Genomic DNA, 17,486 nt, shown 5'->3' with positions numbered 1-17,486 from the left:
CAATGGAAAAAAAAATTTATGGGGGAAATTTATATGACAACACCAAGAGATTTGATAGGAACATGGGATGGAGTTACCAAAAGCGCTAGATTGGAAAGGCCATATGAAGATCGTACGCAAATGGAGGTACCTTTTGGAGGAGGCTCCTTCTATAAGGCGGGTTGGCGGGCCTACATGGATACCCAATTGGGAATTAAGTTCAAGAATGGTATTGGCGTAATGTTTAACTCCATCTATGACAAGGAGATCGAGCCGACCATTCAATTACTTGTTGAGTCCGGTTTGACCCATACCCGGTATGAAATCGGTTGGGGGATTCTCCAATACGATGACGAGACAATCGTTGGGGTTAACGCCTTAAAACAGGCTGAAATTAAAAGCACTTTAGCACTCTTTAAACAGTATGGTTTGCGTCCGCTCATATTGCTTAGCTCTTACCATGGCGGCCCATGCCCGATGAAACTTGTACCTACGGCTTTGACGGTTGCCGCGGCGGTAGGGGATAGACAGATTAAGTTAGATCCCGCCAAGCTTACGGGAATTATAGTCAACTATACCGGATTAAGCGGTCAAAGCGGAGCAAATGCATTTCCTCTGATTACCTCCCTGGATTCTACAACGGGTATCGCTCAGCTTTCCGTTCCACTGAATATCGCAATCCCGGTCGGGGCTTATAACCTTACGAAACTAAAGTATCAACCTTTCTCCCCGAAATACTTTGCGAACGGTACGGTTAATCCTGCGAGCGACGAGTCGATTGCCGGGTGGGCTAAGTATGTGAAAATCGTTTGCAATTTAGCTGCGGCTCAGTGTGGAGTAGGCGGGTTCGATGTAGAGGTCTGGAACGAGATGACTTTTGGCAGCTCCTTCCTCGGCATTGGCAACTACTATAACCCCGCACCGACGATCTACCAAAGCGGCAGTGACTATATGTATACCTCGAAATCCGGTGAAGTGGTATTCGGGTATCAAAGTCTTCTGGCTATGACGGCGGATATTGTAAAAGACCCGGTTACTGGATATCCCGGAACGAAGGTCATTAACGGATTCGCTAACCAAACCCCATTTCCGAACGGGCGATGGATTCACAAAGGGGTCGACGGACTGAGCCGACATTACTATCCGGCCTACGATACTACGAAATCTCAATGGAACGGATTAGCGTCTGACTGGAAATACAGTCCTAACGTTACGGTAGATGCTCAAGGCAATACCCCAAGCTCTTTCGTTCCTTACTTTACGGCCGCCCTTCCAGAGCATAACTATACTTTCTATGTAACTGAAACCATAACCAATGATGTAGTTCCTTTCCCTAGCGGTTTCAAAGACCACTACCGTTTTTCCAACTTTGACGGGATCTATTCTGAGGTGTGGCAAAGCGAAAACAACTTCCTCACGAACAACTATACGCAAACGTTGGCTAACCAAAAAGGAATTTCCAGCACTGATTCAAGATTGGGCGACCTCCGTTTCCATATCGCGGCTAAGACGTTCCTTCGGATGCTTCTGTTTCAAAACCATAAGGGGTTAGCCACGAATATCATCTATAACGCTAAAGAGACGGACGTAAGCTTTGCGGTCATACGAACTGCCTTTTTCAATCAGCTTAAAAGCGATAACTACGTCCTTACGGATACGGCGCGAGTTATTGCGGGAGAACAGCTCAGGTCGCTTAAGAATGCGATAACGATGTTTAACAATTCGGTGATCCTTGAGAATCCCCGCAAGCTTAAGGTTGCCGAAGTGGTGGAATATAAACCTCGTTTAGTATTCAAGGGTGATGGGACGGATAGACATCCTGATATGTATAACCGAGACAACTTCGTGGTCCTGCCTTTCCAAATTACCGAGAAGAAGTTCACGATTCCGTACTATGTCATGACGCAGGATACCTGCTTTAAGTGGGTTGGGACCAAGGATGATCTTGACCCAACAGCTTACGATATGCCTCCTCAGATGTTTGACTTAACTCTTGAGAACATTAACCCATTTAAAGCCATCGTATCGGTTTATGACCCGATTACTAATACGTCGGTTCCGGTGACGATTGTTTCCTCTACGGCTAATTCCATGAAGGTAAATTTGGAGGTTACCGATTACCCACGGTTCCTGAATATCGAGGAAGCGGCAGCAGGTCCTCAAATCTCAGGGTTCACCCTAGACAAGACGGCAAGCGGCGGGGCTATCAGTTTCGTGCCTAACTTTACGGGTACTGTGGACGTTACTTGGGGGCGGTATCCGGTTCGGCAGACCTCGAAGTTTAAGCGAGAATTCTGGGATCATTATGATGCAAACTGGCGTACTAAAGCTCCGACTGCGATAGACTACATTGATACAATTGACTTTATGGACAGAGGTGGTTTGCACCCATTGGCTAAGGGAAGCCAAACGAGAATCACCGGGAAAATTAAGCCGAAATACAGCGAAGTTTACAATTTTAGTATGTATGCCGATACACCGAATGTTAATCTTTATATTAACAATGTACAGCTTCTTAAAATAGGTTCATTCGACTGGAACAACCAGATTGCTCTGCAAGCAGGGGTCGAATACGACTTGTTGTTTGAATCTACATCGGCATACAACGAAAGAAATGCCGTTTCGATTTACTGGTACAGCGATAGCCAGGAGAAGGAGCCTCTAGTCTCTTCGGATACGGGATTGCCTGCAAATAAAGTAACTCTCAATGTATATAAAGACCAAACCACATGGTATGAAATCGCAGGGTTGCGGGACGGCGATGGGGTTAAACTGAGCTATACCGATGGAGTTGTGAGGAGCAAGTTCCCCATGTGGTCTTATGACTACAAGGGGGCTCTTCCTTCCTATTATGCCGACCCGGCTGTTCCTCTTGCAGCTAATCCAGTTACGCTTTTAGTGGCGGACGATTTCAATCGAACATCGACCGGAAGCGGTATGATCGGCACCAGTTCGGTAGGGGGGATTACTTGGAAGATCAACAACGCTGACGGCATCTTTGATTTGGGTAATAACGGAGTTCATCTTACCCTGAGCAAGCACACCTTGGACTTCCTGTATACGGACCTTAATGGAAAGACCGCTAATCCTTCGGATGTAGACATTTCAGTTAAGGTAGTTAAGCAAGGCAACATGACGGGTTTGGTATTCCGTGGCCTGAACTTTAGCATCGGGCATTACAACATGGTGGTTAAAGATGCGACTACCGGAACCTATGCGATCTGGTCAGACTTCAAAGTAATTGCACCGACTACGGTTGTACCTAAAGACGGGGATGTATTAAGAATCGTAGCAAAGGGGCCATCCATCACTCTCTACGTAAATGGCGTTATTGTCAAGACAATAACTAGCACAGCTAATCTATCCAACGGTACATGTCATGGTTTCTGCTCTCATGCCGTGGGCTATGATCTGGATAACGTTGTAATCCATCCGGTATTGTAGGTTTAGTCAATGACCATAGGTGCTACGGTGAAAGGGGAATGGGGTGCACTCTGAAAAAGTCATGAAAATTTTACATCATCAGAGAAGTACTTAATAGAACCATTGTTGTTGTGGTATCCCATCGCCAAGGACAAAACTCAATCCGGATGGCGATGGGGTCGCTTTTGCCTAATGTTCCTTATTGGTTTATAATCCGTTAATGACAGGGCTTTTTTTAATGACAGAATATAAGACTTCATCCAATTGTGAAGTAACCGCTTTTAGTGAAAATTTATTTAAGTCTCCTAATTTTCCGTGTGTAACTATAGCTTTTTCTATCGACATACAGAAATCGTCTGGGGTGGGTTTAGCTAAATGCACATTGGGAAAGCTCCAGTTCCTAAGCTCTCTTAAGTCATTTGAAATGACTTGCGCTCCGGCAGCTGTATATTCAAGCACTTTAATCGGACAAGCACAATGATAGTAATCTTCATCATCACCTGGATACATACCTATATCCGATGCACAGAAATATTTGGGGACATCGAAATAGGATATTTTCCCTAACATTTCAAATCGTTCAGGATGATTTACTTCTGATATTTTCTTTTTGATTGGTTCAAATAATTCTCCGTCACCTATAAGTAAACATTTAACATTTGTTAGTTGAATTTGGTCAATTGCATCAATAAAGTAAAGTTTCGGCGATGCAGTTAAACCAATTAGACTTATCACAATGGTATTAGGTGATATTCCAATTAATTGCTTTGCTTGGTTATTTGAATAGTTAAACTTGGAAACATCAATTGGTGTAGGAATCCAATGAGCATTAGGAGTCCATCTTAGGGCTCTTTGTTGCAATTCCATGGAAGTACATAGAACGGTTCGTCCGTTAAGTAGATATTTTTTTTCCATTTCATCATTTAATAAATCGAAATAATCGATTATTATGGGAACTTCAAACTGTTGGGGAGGGTATCCTATTACATACCAGTTGTTTGGGCAAAAAATAACATCAATTTTAAGTTTACGAACGATTTCTTTAATCTTATGCCAAGCAAGTGTTTGATTCCAAATGGGGGTTTTTGATGACATTAATCTGGCGAATGTTGGAAGAATCTGGATTGTTAAATCATCCGAGGCATGTTCGTTTTTCTCAGTCAATTGTCTCCAAGCTTTCCATCTAACAATATGTGTCTCGTGTCCCATCATTCGAAGTGCATCAGCTAAATAATCAGTACGTTGTCTGTTACCGGATTGATTAGGCGATATGCTTAATAATAGAACTCTCATTCGAATCTCCTTAAAAAAATATTTTATTCCTTCTTCTCATTTAATATAAAATAAAACCAATGTAAAATGATACATTTTGTTTCTAAATATTATTTTATTTTTTATGTACAAAAAAATACCCGGAGGAAGATACTTATTTTTGAAGTATCTTCCTCCGGGTTATTTACTTAGTATAAAAAGGGTTATACTCTTTTACCCCGGCATTATTGGGTATACCTTAGAGTATTATTATAAATCACACCTCTTGTATCGTTATCCCATCTTGGAAAAGCATTATATAACCCATCGTCCGATGTAAGCTCTAGCTTCACGCCATCGCCTGTTGTCATCCCATCAAGAGGAATTGAAACGATTTGATCTTTTTTAACCTGTAACGTCGTCTTATGCTTTCCATCTTCCGTTGGTGCAACCAGATTTTTTTGTTGACTCGGGCTGGACCAATAAAGCGACATGGAATGCGGCGTGGCATAAGGGTTAGCATAATCAAGCTTTAGATTGTAGGTTTCCCCTTCCCGCAATTCAATGTACCCTGTTGTTTGGTTTTTATCCATGACGAGCTGATCATCGATCCACAATCCGTTAATTGCACCGTCCGTATTCGCCATAAACAAATATTTCTCTGAGTATTTCGGAGTTATCGTACCGGTCCATCTCCAAGAACCTTTTCGGGCAGGCAGCGATTTGTCATGATTGATTTGTTCGACCTGGGCTACTCCGTTATAGCTATTGAACAGATCGTCGTTCCATTCCTCTAAGTTGAATGTTCCGGTTGTCCTAAGCGGATAAGGTCCCCAGCTTACCGTTGCTGTCGCATCGATGTTGGAAGTAAAAGATAGTACGCCTCCAGACGATATTTTCCCAATGGTTGCTTGATTGATTGCCGGCCCCGACTGGTCTTCCTCTACAATTAGAAATCTCGGGTAGTCTGTGCTTTGCAATTTAACGGATAAGCTCGTAACGCCTTCCTCTAGTGCAGCAACGGAAGTGGTTGTATCCGTCACAGGGTCATAAGAATAAACCTTGGCATTCTTACCGCGAATATTGGTTAAGCTCAGATCAAAAGTTTGGTCCGGCATTTGATACCTCGATGGATCGGTAACGGACTTGCTTTGGTCGTATACTTGCGCTAAATTTTTTGTCACCACGTAATATCCGATAGCAAACTTGTTATCGTCAAGCTGATAAGGAAGCACTGCGAAGTCATCCCGATTAAAGCGGCTTGGATGCTCTGGTGTTCCATCGCCCTCAAATACCAATTGCGGTTTATATTCAACCAGTTTATCCACGCCAAGAGGCCTTGGATTTTCTATTTTCTTTCCCGTTTTCATCAAGTTTACAATATTCTTGATGACATTAAGCTGAGGACCTATTTCTTTACGCACTTCATCCGACAATTGGTATTTGTTTTGCTGAAGTTTAGTGAAAAAGGAATTTGGAATTACGGCATAAGAGCTGTCATTTTCTTTGGCATTATATACGGTAATGGTATTAACTCCCTTGCTGCTGAAAAACGTATACATTCTAAGAAGAGCTTTTGCACCGATTTGATGAAGCAGGTTTGTGATCGAAGGATCATTAGCTTTCAGCCCAGTTGTCTTTGTTAATTCATCGGAAAGCAAGGCACGGTTCCAGTTCGTTTCACTCTCCCACAATTGAAAATTCCTTCCCTCTCCCGGGGAAGAGAAGCGAGAGTGTACAGTGTAAGCATTAGGGTAGGGGGTCGAATCTCGCACTAAGCTTTCCGTTTGGTAATAGTAATACCAATATTCCGGAAACGACCGGTATAAAACGGGCGAAAATCCTGAGTTATCAGGCTGATTGAGGGCATCGACCGGGAAGTTAAGCAATTTGGATTCCGGAGAAATAGGACCGGACTCATAGCCTGTGTATAAATGTTTACTAAATCCTGCTTGCCCAGACCATATGCCCGATCCGGTTTCCCAGGGTCTCTGGTTTGAAAAACCGCTGATCACATTTACGCCGGGGAAACGCTCTTGATGATTATAAATGAATTTAGAGGTATAACCTAATATGGCTTCAGATCCCGTTACGGTTTGCCCGCCCTCTGTGTAAGAAAGGGGTTTGGAGAAACTAAGCTTCGGGTTGTAATAATTATCGGAGTTTAAAAACTCGCTTGCGAAAGTATATTCATTCCATACTTCGAGATCGAAGCCGGCATCCGCTTTACCTTCCGTTCCGAGCTGCGTACGAACAAATTCACTGACCGTCTCAACGTATTTAATCCATCCGTTTACGGTTTCCATGCCGGCAGGATTCGGCTTGCCGTCTGAAAATTGTATGCCTTGGAATGGCTGATATTTAAATATTACGGCATTTACATCTATGCTGTCTTTTATTGGTTTTTCAAGCGGCGCAGATAAAGTGATCGCTCCCGACTCCGAGTCAACCGCCGTAAAAACCGGAAACATAGCTGCGCGTACGGCTTGTCCGGTCAATCCGGTATAGCCCGGTATGATTCCGGCTGTATTTTCAACGAATATTTGCCGATCCCCCGCATTTGCTTCTTTCTTTAATCGAATAGGAATGGTTTTATTTGGCACTGGTGCTGAAGAGTGCGCATTTAGTAGAATGAGCGGTCGAACATTATATTTTTTGTAAGCCGCTAATATGGCTTCAAGGTTCCTCTGATTTTTCGGATCTCTAAATTTCGTTTCGTCATCATAGGAAAATAATCCCCAGCCCATTTCGGTTCGCCCATGGGTGATTCCTGCTTCCGATAGTACTTGCATCGTTGCATCGGCTTCGTTTGCATAAATGGAATTCATACCCATGCCGAGCTCGTTCAGGAATCGGCTGGAATCCCAAGTGTCCATATAGCCGCGCCAAGGAACATGGTAAAACGATCTCATCCCAAAATTAACTTCTTGTTGAGCCGGATCAATATAAGGAGTTTCGAGGGTCACTTTTTCCGTTACTCCGTCCCAAGTTCCAATTTTTTTCATTTTATCGCTTGTTGAAGAGCTAGCATTAGAAGCGGAAGCTGCCAATACGTGCCGAGAATCGCTGGTTTTCATTATTCCTGAACAAGAAATGCTAACTAAGAGAACGGGAGTTATGAGGTGACGTACTATTTTAAGTACTTTAAGTTTCATTCCTATTTCCTCCATATTTTTTTGTAAAGAAAGCCGACATGGATATTGACATGATACAATTTGTATACTAAAGTGGAAGTAATACGCGATACGAATTGTATCAAAATTATCGGAGGGCAACATGGTTATCCCTTTACTCCAGTCTCTGTATGATTCCAAAACTCCTCTCTCAATTAAGAACTCTCAATACGAGGATATCCTAAAAGATATTGAGATATTCTCCCTCTTCTCCCAAGTTTATCATTTAATAAGCGAGAGGAATATCGGACTATTGCCCGAATCTTTTGTCGAAAAACTAAAGCAGAAATACGCGAGAGGTTCGCATCAAAACCTTTTTATGAGGCATAAGGAGCAGGAAACAATAAACAAATTCGAGGCGGAAGGTTTAGAGGCGATTCCATTAAAAGGAATTCATTTTGCCGAACGCTACTTCGGGCATTTTGCCGCCAGGGTTAGCAGTGACATCGATTTGCTTGTGCCCAAAGCCCGGTTGGATCAAGCCATTGTATGCATCCAGGAGCTCGGTTATGAATTTGAAATTATCAAGGATCATCATGCCCGGCTTCACAATAAGGACGGGTTGATGGTGGAGCTGCATTGGACACTGGATAAAATGCACTGGTCCGATCTTCATGTGGAGCCTTTCTGGCACAAAGCGGAGCCTCTGGGCGATTACCGGCATATCAAGCGGTTGTCGGATCTTCATACGTTTTATTTTATTTGCTTGCATGGAGCAAGACATCAATTGGATTCCGTTCGGTACTTGATCGATATCGTGCAAATGATACATCGTCTTGGCCATCGGCTGGACTATAAGGAATTGATGGAGCAGGCGGCCTACGACAAAACCTATAAAAGAATTCAAGCGGTTCTTTCGATTGTATACCAGCAATTTCCTCATTTATATGAGTATAACCCGTTGCCTTTCGAGGTTATTGACATGCACTGGAATTATGCTGTCATTAGGGATGCCAAACTGGGAATCCGGAAAAAAGAGTACTTCATTTATAAATTTTTCTTCAAGCATTTAATTTTTGATACTTTAAAGCACCAAATGAAGTCGCTTCGAAGGGCTTATTAACTAGATAGAAGATGAGGGTGGATGAGCATGAGGGCCAGCTTTGTAACGCGTATTGCCGAGCATTTATTGGTACTTGAAACGGAAACGGATTCCGCATTTGTAGAAGAGTTCATCTGTCAAAAATATGGCGCGGTTCCATTAACTGAGCCTTTGTCTAATGAGGCGGATATCGTTGTGCATATCCGAGAGGGCTACGGCGCTCCTTTTGAAGATTACGATGTGGAAGTAACCGTGACCGGGAAGACTACCGTATATAAGCGGACGGATTATCTCATTGAAGCGGATGCGGATTACCGCAACGTCAACATTTTTGTTCACGATGATTTTGCTTTAAAACATGCGATGGTCAACTTATACAGTGCCTATATTACTCAAAAGATGTGGGGGCTTCTTATTCATTCCTCCTGTTTGCTGGAACAAGACAGGGCATATTTGTTCGCCGGGCATTCGGGAGCCGGTAAATCTACCGTAGTCCAATTATCGCAGCCTCGTCCGGTGCTGTCGGATGAGGCGACGATCGTAAAAATATCCGAAGAGGAAATTGTAATTTACAATTCGCCTTTCCGCAGCGACACGGATTTGCCCGATATTCCAGGCACCTATCCATTAACCGCTATACAAATCCTGCGTCAATCGCTGGATAACCGAAGGCATCGAATGGGCGGCATGGAAGGGATCCAACAGGTGCTGCAGCGGATTTTCTATTGGGCTCATGACCCGGAGGAAACCAAGAAAGTTTTCCGGATGTGCAAGCTTTTGGCCGAGCGGGTACCTGTATATGAGCTGTTTTTTCAGAAGAACGATACTTTTTGGGAGGAAATCTCATGAACATGTTATATAAACGCAGTATGAATGTGGAAGCGCTCGAAATGGACGAGGAGTGGCTGATTCTAAATGCCGAGCAGTATACGGTGACGAAGCTGAATGAAGTCGGCGGATTATGTTGGTCTCTTCTGAAAGAGCCCAAAACCGTAGGGTCGCTTGCTCTTGAACTGCAGAGCCATTATGAAATCACGGCTGAGGAAGCGGAAAGGGATGTGGAGGCGTTCCTGGATCAACTTTCTCAATTAGGGCTGATAGAATATGCAAGCTAAGGCGGGGGTAACTTCACGGGCTCTTAAGGAAATCCTGAACAATAAAGGCTACATCGAAATCCCTTCGCATGGCGTGAGCATGCTTCCTTTGATCCGAACGGGCAATATTTGCCGGTTTGAACCCGTTCATCCCATAGAACTGCAAAGAGGGGATATTATCTTGTTTCAAGCCGATACCGGTATTTTGGTTGGACACCGATATCTGGAGAGGAAATGGATGAACGATCAATGGATGGTCATATGCAAAGGGGATTCCAATTTACATCCTGACGCACCGGTGCCGGAAGAAAGCATTATCGGCAAAATGGTTTCCATCCGTAAGCCTTCCGGCACGATGATCACTTCCAGCCCGCGGCTGAAACTTTGGGGGAGGCTCGTCATTCGCCTTCCTCTTATTTCTTTATCCGTTCACTCCTTTCTAAGAGTCTCCAGAAAATTGAAGGGAATGAAAAATAGCCTATGGGCCTCTTGAAAATAGCAGCATCCAAATGGAAACGCTTCTTGGAAGTCGGGGATATTCGGAAGCCCCTTGCCATGATTATGCCCTATGTTCTGAAATACTGGGAAACCTACTTCTGGTTATTCCTTTTGTTGTTCAGCAGCATCGGATTAACCTTTTTCTTTACTTGGTTCCTGCAGCATATGATTGACGCGGCTATCCGGCGAAACGTCAGCGAAGTTCGAACCATGCTGATGTACGGCGTTTTATTTACGGTATTGAGCAGCCTCATTAGCTACTTCAGCACTTATCTCGAAGCCGCAGCGGTGGTCAAGGTACGCACCGATTTAAAAAATGCCTTGTTTCACCATATGATGCGGCTGCCGGCCAAATATTATGGCAGCCATCACTCCGGAGAGATGGTATCGCGGCTCACGAACGATGCTAACGGCATTGACGGCGCTATCGGAAGCAACATGCTGAACGTAATCCGGCTTCCGATAATGGCTCTGAGCGCCTTTATTTATTTGTTCCAAATTAACGGGAAGCTAACCGTCATATGCCTTGCGCTTGGCCCGATCGCAGCGCTCTCGGGGTTAGTATTCGGAAAGCTGCTGCGTCGTTACAGCAAGGTTGTCCAGGAATCGCTCGGCAAGCTGAACAGCTTCTTAAACGATAGCTTCGCAGGGTACACCGTTATCCGATCGTTTACAATGGAAAAAAAGATTTATAAACAATACGAGACCATCAATGGAGGGCTAATGTCTCTGGAATTCACCCTTGCGAAGCTGAGAGGGTGGTTTCAGGCGGGAGCGGGTTCTGCCGGCGCTTTATCCTTCTTTGTATGTCTGGGAGTGGGCGGCCATTACCTGATGGAAGACTCCATGTCCGTAGGAGATCTGTTGGCCTTTATCAATCTTGTTCAGCATCTTGTTTATCCATTGACGGGATTAGCCGGCATGTGGGGAGCCTTTCAGCGCTCCGTAGCCGCCATGGAAAGGGTGCAGGAGGTGTTTAACGAGCCTCCCGAAACCCGTACTCTCCCTTCCGGCGAACCGTTGCCCGAGTTTAAGGGATCCATCGAAATGAAAGATATACGGTTCAGTTATGAAGGACAAACCAATGCATTGGACCGCTTTAATCTCATGATCCCGGCAGGGAAGGTAGTGGCTTTGGTCGGACCGAGCGGAGCGGGGAAGAGTACACTGTTCAATCTCTTGATGGGCTTTTACAAGCCCCAGACCGGAACGATTTTATTTGACGATCAGCCGATTCATCTTCTTTCCAGCTCTCAGCTTCGCGGCTGCACGGCTTATGTTCCCCAAGAAACTTATTTGTTCGACGGGACAATCAGGCAAAATATAGCTTACGGCAAAGACGGGGCTAGCGAGCTGGAGCTGATTCGCGCGGCTAAAGAGGCGAACGCCCATGAATTTATCATGTCGCTGCCGAATGGATACGATACGGAAATCGGAGAACGCGGGGTTCGACTATCCGGAGGACAAAAGCAGAGGCTTGCCATTGCCAGAGCGATCTTGAAGGATGCGCCCATCCTGTTATTGGATGAGGCGACATCGGCTTTGGACAGTGAAACGGAGCATCAGGTCCAAGAGGCGCTGGACAGACTTATGAAGGAACGGACTACCATTGTGATCGCTCACCGGTTATCGACCATTCACCATGCCGATTTGATCGCGGTTGTTGACAAGGGACGAGTGATCGAACAAGGGACTCACCATGAACTGTTGAGCAAGAAGGGGCTATATGCGCGGCTTTATCAAATTCAATACAGTAAAGAACGAGACGAGTTGGAAATGAACAAATCGGGTTGACAAACGCATAAACAAAAAAATGCAGCTGAATCCTTATTTTAGGAAGGCTGCATTTTATTTTGTTAATAAAAAAAGAGCAGGGACGAAGTCGTCCCCGCTCTTTCCCGATGATGCATTACTTGGACTCGAACCAACCGGTGCCGCCTGGTTTTAAACAGACGTGGTTGCCGTTGTCCAGACGTTGACCTGGAATGTTAGGAGGTTTGCAAGACAGCAGCGTTTCAAACGAGATTAGCTCATGATTCATAACTACAGGCTTGGAATAGAGCTTTTTCTGCATATTTTTCACCTCCTCAATAGTAAAATGATATAGATACGAATTGTATCACAGTCATATTATAATCGATGGATACTCTAGTGTCTAGTAGGTTTGGACTGCTACATCCTAAATAAAATTTTAGTTCCATATTGTATCAGTGCTGTATGTCGAAACGGAATACATCCGATTTAATTCGGGAAATTATGAAAAAAAACAATTGACAAGATACAAATTGTATCATAGAGTTAGGGGTGTAGATTTGATACGATATGTATCTAAGGCGACGGTGTAAATCAATTTAAGGAGTATAATACGGAGGTTGATTATGGAGCTCAAACAGTATTTTTTGATCATTAAGAAAAGAGTTTTGCTTATTATCCTGTGTGTTGTTATAGCGACGCTGACGACGGCTTTTTACAGCTACAAGTTTTTTACCCCTCTATACCAGGCCTCAACGAAGTTTATCGTCAATAAGACCGTGGAAGTCGAGCAAATGGGGCAGCAGCAAATGGATTTCTCTGCCATGGGGATTAATATTCAATTAATTAATACTTATAAAGAAATCATTAGAACGCCGGCCATTCTCGATAAAGTAGTTCAGCGGTATCCCGAGCTGGGGCTGAGTCCCGAAATCCTCAGCAGCATGATCAACGTTCAATCCGTAAATAATACGCAAGTCATGACGATTACGGTGGTTGACTACTCCTATGAAAGAGCTACGAAAATCGTCAATGCCGTCTCCTCGGTATTCCAAAGCGAAATTCCCAAAATTATGAAAGTGAATAATGTGACGATCCTGCACTCGGCGAGCCTGGATGACGCTCCGCAGGCGATCAATCAAAGATCCAATCAATATATCGTCATCAGCGCCGCTGTCGCCCTGTTGTTCGCCATAGGTATCGCCTTCCTGCTGGAATATCTTGACGATACGTTCAAATCGGAAGAAGAGGTTCAGCGATTGCTTGGAGTTCAGGTTCTTGCCTCCATACCCAAAATGAAAAAGAAACAGATCACGCCGTTCAAAAACATTTCATCCCAAAAGCAGGCAGGTGAGGGCCGTTATGCCAACATGGAAGGATAATTTTGATAAGCTTCCGCAGGTAGAAGAAACGTATGTCGAGCTCAAAGTCAATCTGGACTTTTCTATTAAAAAAAGCGGTATTCAAAGCTTGGCCATTCTCTCGGCAGGCCAAGGCGAGGGCCGGACGACCTGCTGCCTTAACCTCGCCGTCTTATATGCCAAAGCAGGCAAGAAAGTCGTTGTCCTGGATGCGAACCTTCGAAATCCTTCGCTTCATTCTTGGTTCCGGGACTCCAATCAAACCGGGTTAAGTACTTATTTGGCCAAACGGACCCCTTACGGCGAGCTGGTGAAAGACTCTGGATATTCCAACCTGATGTACATTCCCGCGGGAACTTCGCCTATGAATCCCTCGGAGCTCTTGTCTTCCGTTGAAATGGATTCGCTTATGGCGGAATTGAAGCAAAGCTTTGATCTGATTATTATGGATACGCCGCCTGCACTGCAGCACATAGATGCAAAGATTGCCGCTTCAAAATGCGACGGCGTCCTGCTTGTGTTGGAATACGGAAAAGTAAAGCCGGCGGCGGCTTTGAAGCTAAAGGAAGAGCTTGTTCACGCGGAGGCCCGGCTATTGGGCACGGTTCTGAACAAAGTCGTTAGAAAGAGTTCCTAAATCATCAAGGCGGTTTCAGCCTAAGGTTATGTCTACTGAACCTTTATCACTGTAGGCACTCGGCCATGCTGTGGGTTGTCAAAAGACCTTAGACACGATTGTCAAGGGTGTGGCGTGAGGCGGGGTTAGATGCCCCTTTACACATAAAAAATCTACCTATGCTGTTTTATATCGGCATATAAGACAGCGGAGTTAGGTGTTTTATTTATAAATACGATGGAGGGAACCGAATGAAAAAAGTAAGAAAGGCGATTATTCCTGCTGCGGGACTTGGAACGCGGTTCTTGCCTGCGACTAAGGCGATGCCTAAAGAGATGCTGCCGATTATTGACAAGCCGACGATTCAGTACATTGTTGAGGAAGCTGTCGAGTCCGGGATTGAGGATATCATCATCGTAACCGGCAAAGGCAAACGGGCGATTGAGGATCACTTCGATCATGCATTTGAGCTCGAAACCAATCTCGCTGAAAAAGGAAAAATCAAACTGCTTGAAGAAGTCCGGCGCTCATCCAAAGTAGACATTCATTACATACGTCAAAAGGAAGCGAGAGGTCTTGGGCATGCCGTTTGGTGTGCCAGAAGGTTTATCGGGGACGAGCCGTTCGCCGTACTGCTCGGAGACGATATCGTTCAATCCGAAACGCCTTGCCTGAAGCAGCTTATTCATCAGTTTGAGAATACGGGAGCTTCGGTCATCGGCGTGCAGCCGGTTTCCGATAATGAGACTCAGCGTTATGGGATCATAGACCCTTTGACCAAGGTGGGAGGCTTATATCAGGTTAAAAATTTTGTTGAAAAACCGCAGCCGGGTAAAGCCCCATCCAATTTGGCCATCATGGGGCGCTATGTGCTTACGCCGGAGATCTTCCAGTTCCTTGATCTTCAAGAGGAAGGGGCGGGCGGAGAAATCCAGTTGACGGATGCCATTCAAAAACTAAATGGAATACAGCACGTCTTCGCTTATCATTTCCAGGGCATCCGCTACGATGTGGGAGAGAAGCTGGGCTTCATCCTGACTACGCTCGACTTCGCTTTGCGCAATCCAGAGCTTCGCGGCCCGCTCATCCATGCGATTGAGACCATGCTCGAGAAAAATTCCCTTCCGAATGTCATCGGTTAGAAGGAGTTTGATGGTTCAATGTCCAATTATTCTAATGAAGGGGAAGCTCTTAAGCCTCATTCCTACTACAGGGATGAAAGAGTCAAGGCTGCCGGCGATAAACTGAGGTTCTACCTCATTATGAAGAGGGCTCTTGACGTGATCTTCGCCTCGGCCGGACTTATTCTATGCTTCTTTTTGTTTATGATCATTGCGATTTTGATCAAGCTGGAGGACCCGAAGGGCAAGGTATTTTTTAAGCAGACCCGGGTGGGGAAGAAAGGCAAGCTATTCCATATGTATAAGTTCAGATCGATGGTATGGAATGCGGAGGAACTGCTAAGCCAATTACTCGAAAAGAACGAGATTCAAGGGGCCATGTTCAAAATGAAGGATGACCCTCGGATCACACGAGTCGGGAAAACCCTGCGCGTAACAAGCTTGGATGAGCTGCCGCAGCTGTGGAATGTACTTAAGGGAGACATGAGTCTTGTCGGTCCCAGGCCTCCGCTTCCCAGGGAGGTGGAGCAGTACACGAGCTACGATAAGAAGCGGCTCGCGGTTACGCCGGGTTGTACGGGTCTCTGGCAGGTCAGCGGAAGGAACGGGCTTACTTTTCAGCAAATGGTTGAACTTGATTTGTATTACATTGAGAATCAGAGCATATGGTTTGATATGAAGCTGATCGTCAAAACCTTTTGGATTATGTTAAACCCGAAGAACGCTTATTAGTACCTAATCTTATCCGTCAGGAGATCTTATATGAATGTTACCGTAATAGGAACAGGATATGTAGGGTTGACTACGGGGGCCTCCTTAGCCTATCTGGGGCATGAGGTTACCTGTGTCGACGTAGACGAAAAGAAGGTCGAGCAACTGTCCCAAGGGATAATGCCTTTTTACGAGCCGGGCATGAAAGAGCTGCTTCAATCGCATCCGGAACGCATTCATTTTACCAGCTCTTATTGGGAAGCCGTGATGGGGGCAGACGTTATTTTCTTTGCCGTCGGCACTCCCGCCCAGTCGGACGGATCGCCCAATCTTACCTACTTATTCTCGGCCGTTGAGGAGACGGTAGGCTATTTGCGCATGAAGGAAAAGTCTACCGTTCTTATTAATAAAAGCACGGTTCCTGTAGGCACCGGCGATAAAATCGCGCAGAAGGTGAAGGAGGCCAGTCTTGAAACGACGGTCCGAGTCGCCTCCAATCCTGAATTCCTTCGGCAAGCGAGGGCTATTCAAGACACATTCTACCCCGATAGGATCGTAGTAGGGGGCGACGAAGTTTCGGATGCGATACTAAGTCAGCTCTACTCCGGCGTATTGAATCAATCCTTTGCAGCGCCGGCCTATGCTCCTCGTCCGGCAGGATATACATCTCCGGAATATATCCTGGTCGACCGCAGAAGTGCTGAATTGGCGAAATACGCGGCCAACGCGTTTTTAGCCATGAAAATCAGTTTTATTAATGAAATTGCCAATGTGTGCGATCGTGTGGGAGCTGACGTCAAGCAAGTTGCCGGGATCATCGGTAAGGATGTGCGTATAGGCTCATCTTTTTTGCAGGCGGGTATCGGCTATGGCGGGAGCTGTTTTCCCAAGGATACGCGGGCATTGCAATATATAGCGGATACGAGCGGATATGATTTTAAACTGCTTTCGGCCGTAATTGAAGTAAATCACTCCCAGAAGTACATTATGCTTCAAAAGCTGCGCGAGCAGCTTGGCGAGCTTGCCGGCAAGCAGATCGCAGTCCTGGGGCTTTCGTTTAAGCCGGGTACGGACGATTTGCGGGAAGCCCCCAGCATCCCTATTATCCTCGAGCTTTTGGCGGAAAAGGCAGATGTTAGGGTTCATGACCCGGTGGCTATGAATAAGGCTCGGAGCCTGCTTCCGGATCGTGTGCATTTCGCCGAACAAATTAAGGAAGCGCTCAGGAATGCGGATGCCGCATTGCTGGTTACGGAATGGCCGGAATATATAAGCCTAAGCGCGGAGGAGATTCGGTCTCTGATGCGGCGGCCCGTATTCATTGACGGAAGAAATGCGATGGCAGCGTCTGATTTTGAGAATGCAGATATGGACTATCTAGGCATCGGTACACGAAATAAAAAAAAATATGAGCATGTGTAAAAAAATAAAGGTTATGAATGACGGAGGTTATCACAAGACAGGT

At 45.2% G+C, this 17,486-nt stretch carries 14 protein-coding genes; 11 read left to right on the top strand and 3 right to left on the bottom strand.

The genetic code is table 11. From position 1 onward, the window contains the following. Positions 1-33 precede the first annotated feature (33 nt). Positions 34-3,423: a PA14 domain-containing protein gene (locus tag O9H85_RS29715; RefSeq protein WP_269885028.1), complete on the top strand. Its 3,390-nt coding sequence runs from the start codon at positions 34-36 to the stop codon at positions 3,421-3,423. A 186-nt stretch (positions 3,424-3,609) separates the two neighbouring features. Here O9H85_RS29715 and O9H85_RS29710 read toward each other — a convergent pair whose 3' ends face one another. Beyond that, on the bottom strand, positions 3,610-4,695 hold the full coding sequence (locus O9H85_RS29710; RefSeq protein WP_269885027.1) for a glycosyltransferase: 1,086 nt from the start codon (positions 4,693-4,695) through the stop codon (positions 3,610-3,612). 203 nt (positions 4,696-4,898) lie between these two features. Further along, complete coding sequence (locus O9H85_RS29705) at positions 4,899-7,808, bottom strand: PA14 domain-containing protein (protein WP_269885026.1); 2,910 nt, start codon at positions 7,806-7,808, stop codon at positions 4,899-4,901. A gap of 121 nt (positions 7,809-7,929) precedes the next feature. On the opposite strand from O9H85_RS29705, the gene O9H85_RS29700 reads away from it, so the two are divergent. The 5 genes from O9H85_RS29700 to O9H85_RS29680 all read left to right on the top strand — a co-directional run bounded on the left by O9H85_RS29700 (position 7,930) and on the right by O9H85_RS29680 (position 12,254). After that, positions 7,930-8,889: a nucleotidyltransferase family protein gene (locus O9H85_RS29700; protein ID WP_269885025.1), complete on the top strand. Its 960-nt coding sequence runs from the start codon at positions 7,930-7,932 to the stop codon at positions 8,887-8,889. Positions 8,890-8,916: 27 nt separating this feature from the next. Further along, complete coding sequence (locus tag O9H85_RS29695; RefSeq protein ID WP_269885024.1) at positions 8,917-9,717, top strand: hypothetical protein; 801 nt, start codon at positions 8,917-8,919, stop codon at positions 9,715-9,717. Further along, positions 9,714-9,983, top strand: coding sequence for a PqqD family protein (locus tag O9H85_RS29690; RefSeq protein WP_269885023.1), 270 nt, complete (start codon positions 9,714-9,716; stop codon positions 9,981-9,983). The genes O9H85_RS29695 and O9H85_RS29690 overlap by 4 nt, the downstream gene beginning before the upstream one ends. Continuing rightward, complete coding sequence (locus O9H85_RS29685; protein ID WP_269885022.1) at positions 9,973-10,455, top strand: signal peptidase I; 483 nt, start codon at positions 9,973-9,975, stop codon at positions 10,453-10,455. Before O9H85_RS29690 ends, O9H85_RS29685 begins: the two co-directional genes overlap by 11 nt. A 62-nt stretch (positions 10,456-10,517) precedes the next feature. Next, positions 10,518-12,254, top strand: a complete 1,737-nt coding sequence (locus O9H85_RS29680; protein ID WP_269885021.1) for an ABC transporter ATP-binding protein — start codon at positions 10,518-10,520, stop codon at positions 12,252-12,254. A 115-nt stretch (positions 12,255-12,369) separates the two neighbouring features. Here O9H85_RS29680 and O9H85_RS29675 read toward each other — a convergent pair whose 3' ends face one another. Beyond that, a complete protein-coding gene (locus O9H85_RS29675) occupies positions 12,370-12,534 on the bottom strand; it encodes a hypothetical protein (protein WP_269885020.1) in 165 nt (54 codons plus the stop codon). Between the two features lie 304 nt (positions 12,535-12,838). Here O9H85_RS29675 and O9H85_RS29670 point away from each other — a divergent pair, with 304 nt between their 5' ends. The 5 genes from O9H85_RS29670 to O9H85_RS29650 all read left to right on the top strand — a co-directional run bounded on the left by O9H85_RS29670 (position 12,839) and on the right by O9H85_RS29650 (position 17,443). Beyond that, positions 12,839-13,594, top strand: coding sequence for a YveK family protein (locus O9H85_RS29670; RefSeq protein WP_269885019.1), 756 nt, complete (start codon positions 12,839-12,841; stop codon positions 13,592-13,594). Next, a complete protein-coding gene (locus O9H85_RS29665; protein WP_269885018.1) occupies positions 13,575-14,210 on the top strand; it encodes a CpsD/CapB family tyrosine-protein kinase in 636 nt (211 codons plus the stop codon). Before O9H85_RS29670 ends, O9H85_RS29665 begins: the two co-directional genes overlap by 20 nt. Before the next feature lie 230 nt (positions 14,211-14,440). Then, positions 14,441-15,331 (top strand): UTP--glucose-1-phosphate uridylyltransferase GalU, encoded by an 891-nt coding sequence (gene galU, locus O9H85_RS29660; RefSeq protein WP_269885017.1) that lies wholly within the window; start codon positions 14,441-14,443, stop codon positions 15,329-15,331. A gap of 18 nt (positions 15,332-15,349) precedes the next feature. Next, positions 15,350-16,042: a sugar transferase gene (locus O9H85_RS29655; protein WP_269885016.1), complete on the top strand. Its 693-nt coding sequence runs from the start codon at positions 15,350-15,352 to the stop codon at positions 16,040-16,042. 30 nt (positions 16,043-16,072) lie between these two features. After that, positions 16,073-17,443 carry a UDP-glucose dehydrogenase family protein gene (locus O9H85_RS29650; RefSeq protein WP_269885015.1) on the top strand — a complete coding sequence of 457 codons (1,371 nt, stop codon included), beginning with the start codon at positions 16,073-16,075 and terminating at the stop codon, positions 17,441-17,443. The last annotated feature ends 43 nt before the right edge of the window (positions 17,444-17,486 follow it).

The organism is Paenibacillus gyeongsangnamensis (genome assembly GCF_027533625.1).
Classification (GTDB): domain Bacteria; phylum Bacillota; class Bacilli; order Paenibacillales; family NBRC-103111; genus Paenibacillus_G; species Paenibacillus_G gyeongsangnamensis.
Note: the sequence above shows the minus strand (reverse complement) of the source record. Positions and strands in the feature narration are given on the sequence as shown.

What these genes read in the sequence shown, in the direction of transcription:
- O9H85_RS29715 (WP_269885028.1), top strand. Translation starts at nt 34, where the DNA reads ATGACAACACCAAGAGATTTGATAGGAACATGGGATGGAGTTACCAAA.
- O9H85_RS29680 (WP_269885021.1), top strand. Translation starts at nt 10,518, where the DNA reads ATGATTATGCCCTATGTTCTGAAATACTGGGAAACCTACTTCTGGTTA.
- O9H85_RS29705 (WP_269885026.1), bottom strand. Translation starts at nt 7,808, where the DNA reads ATGAAACTTAAAGTACTTAAAATAGTACGTCACCTCATAACTCCCGTT.
- O9H85_RS29675 (WP_269885020.1), bottom strand. Translation starts at nt 12,534, where the DNA reads ATGCAGAAAAAGCTCTATTCCAAGCCTGTAGTTATGAATCATGAGCTA.
- O9H85_RS29685 (WP_269885022.1), top strand. Translation starts at nt 9,973, where the DNA reads ATGCAAGCTAAGGCGGGGGTAACTTCACGGGCTCTTAAGGAAATCCTG.
- O9H85_RS29690 (WP_269885023.1), top strand. Translation starts at nt 9,714, where the DNA reads ATGAACATGTTATATAAACGCAGTATGAATGTGGAAGCGCTCGAAATG.
- O9H85_RS29665 (WP_269885018.1), top strand. Translation starts at nt 13,575, where the DNA reads ATGCCAACATGGAAGGATAATTTTGATAAGCTTCCGCAGGTAGAAGAA.
- O9H85_RS29670 (WP_269885019.1), top strand. Translation starts at nt 12,839, where the DNA reads ATGGAGCTCAAACAGTATTTTTTGATCATTAAGAAAAGAGTTTTGCTT.
- O9H85_RS29650 (WP_269885015.1), top strand. Translation starts at nt 16,073, where the DNA reads ATGAATGTTACCGTAATAGGAACAGGATATGTAGGGTTGACTACGGGG.
- galU (WP_269885017.1), top strand. Translation starts at nt 14,441, where the DNA reads ATGAAAAAAGTAAGAAAGGCGATTATTCCTGCTGCGGGACTTGGAACG.
- O9H85_RS29700 (WP_269885025.1), top strand. Translation starts at nt 7,930, where the DNA reads ATGGTTATCCCTTTACTCCAGTCTCTGTATGATTCCAAAACTCCTCTC.
- O9H85_RS29655 (WP_269885016.1), top strand. Translation starts at nt 15,350, where the DNA reads ATGTCCAATTATTCTAATGAAGGGGAAGCTCTTAAGCCTCATTCCTAC.
- O9H85_RS29710 (WP_269885027.1), bottom strand. Translation starts at nt 4,695, where the DNA reads ATGAGAGTTCTATTATTAAGCATATCGCCTAATCAATCCGGTAACAGA.
- O9H85_RS29695 (WP_269885024.1), top strand. Translation starts at nt 8,917, where the DNA reads ATGAGGGCCAGCTTTGTAACGCGTATTGCCGAGCATTTATTGGTACTT.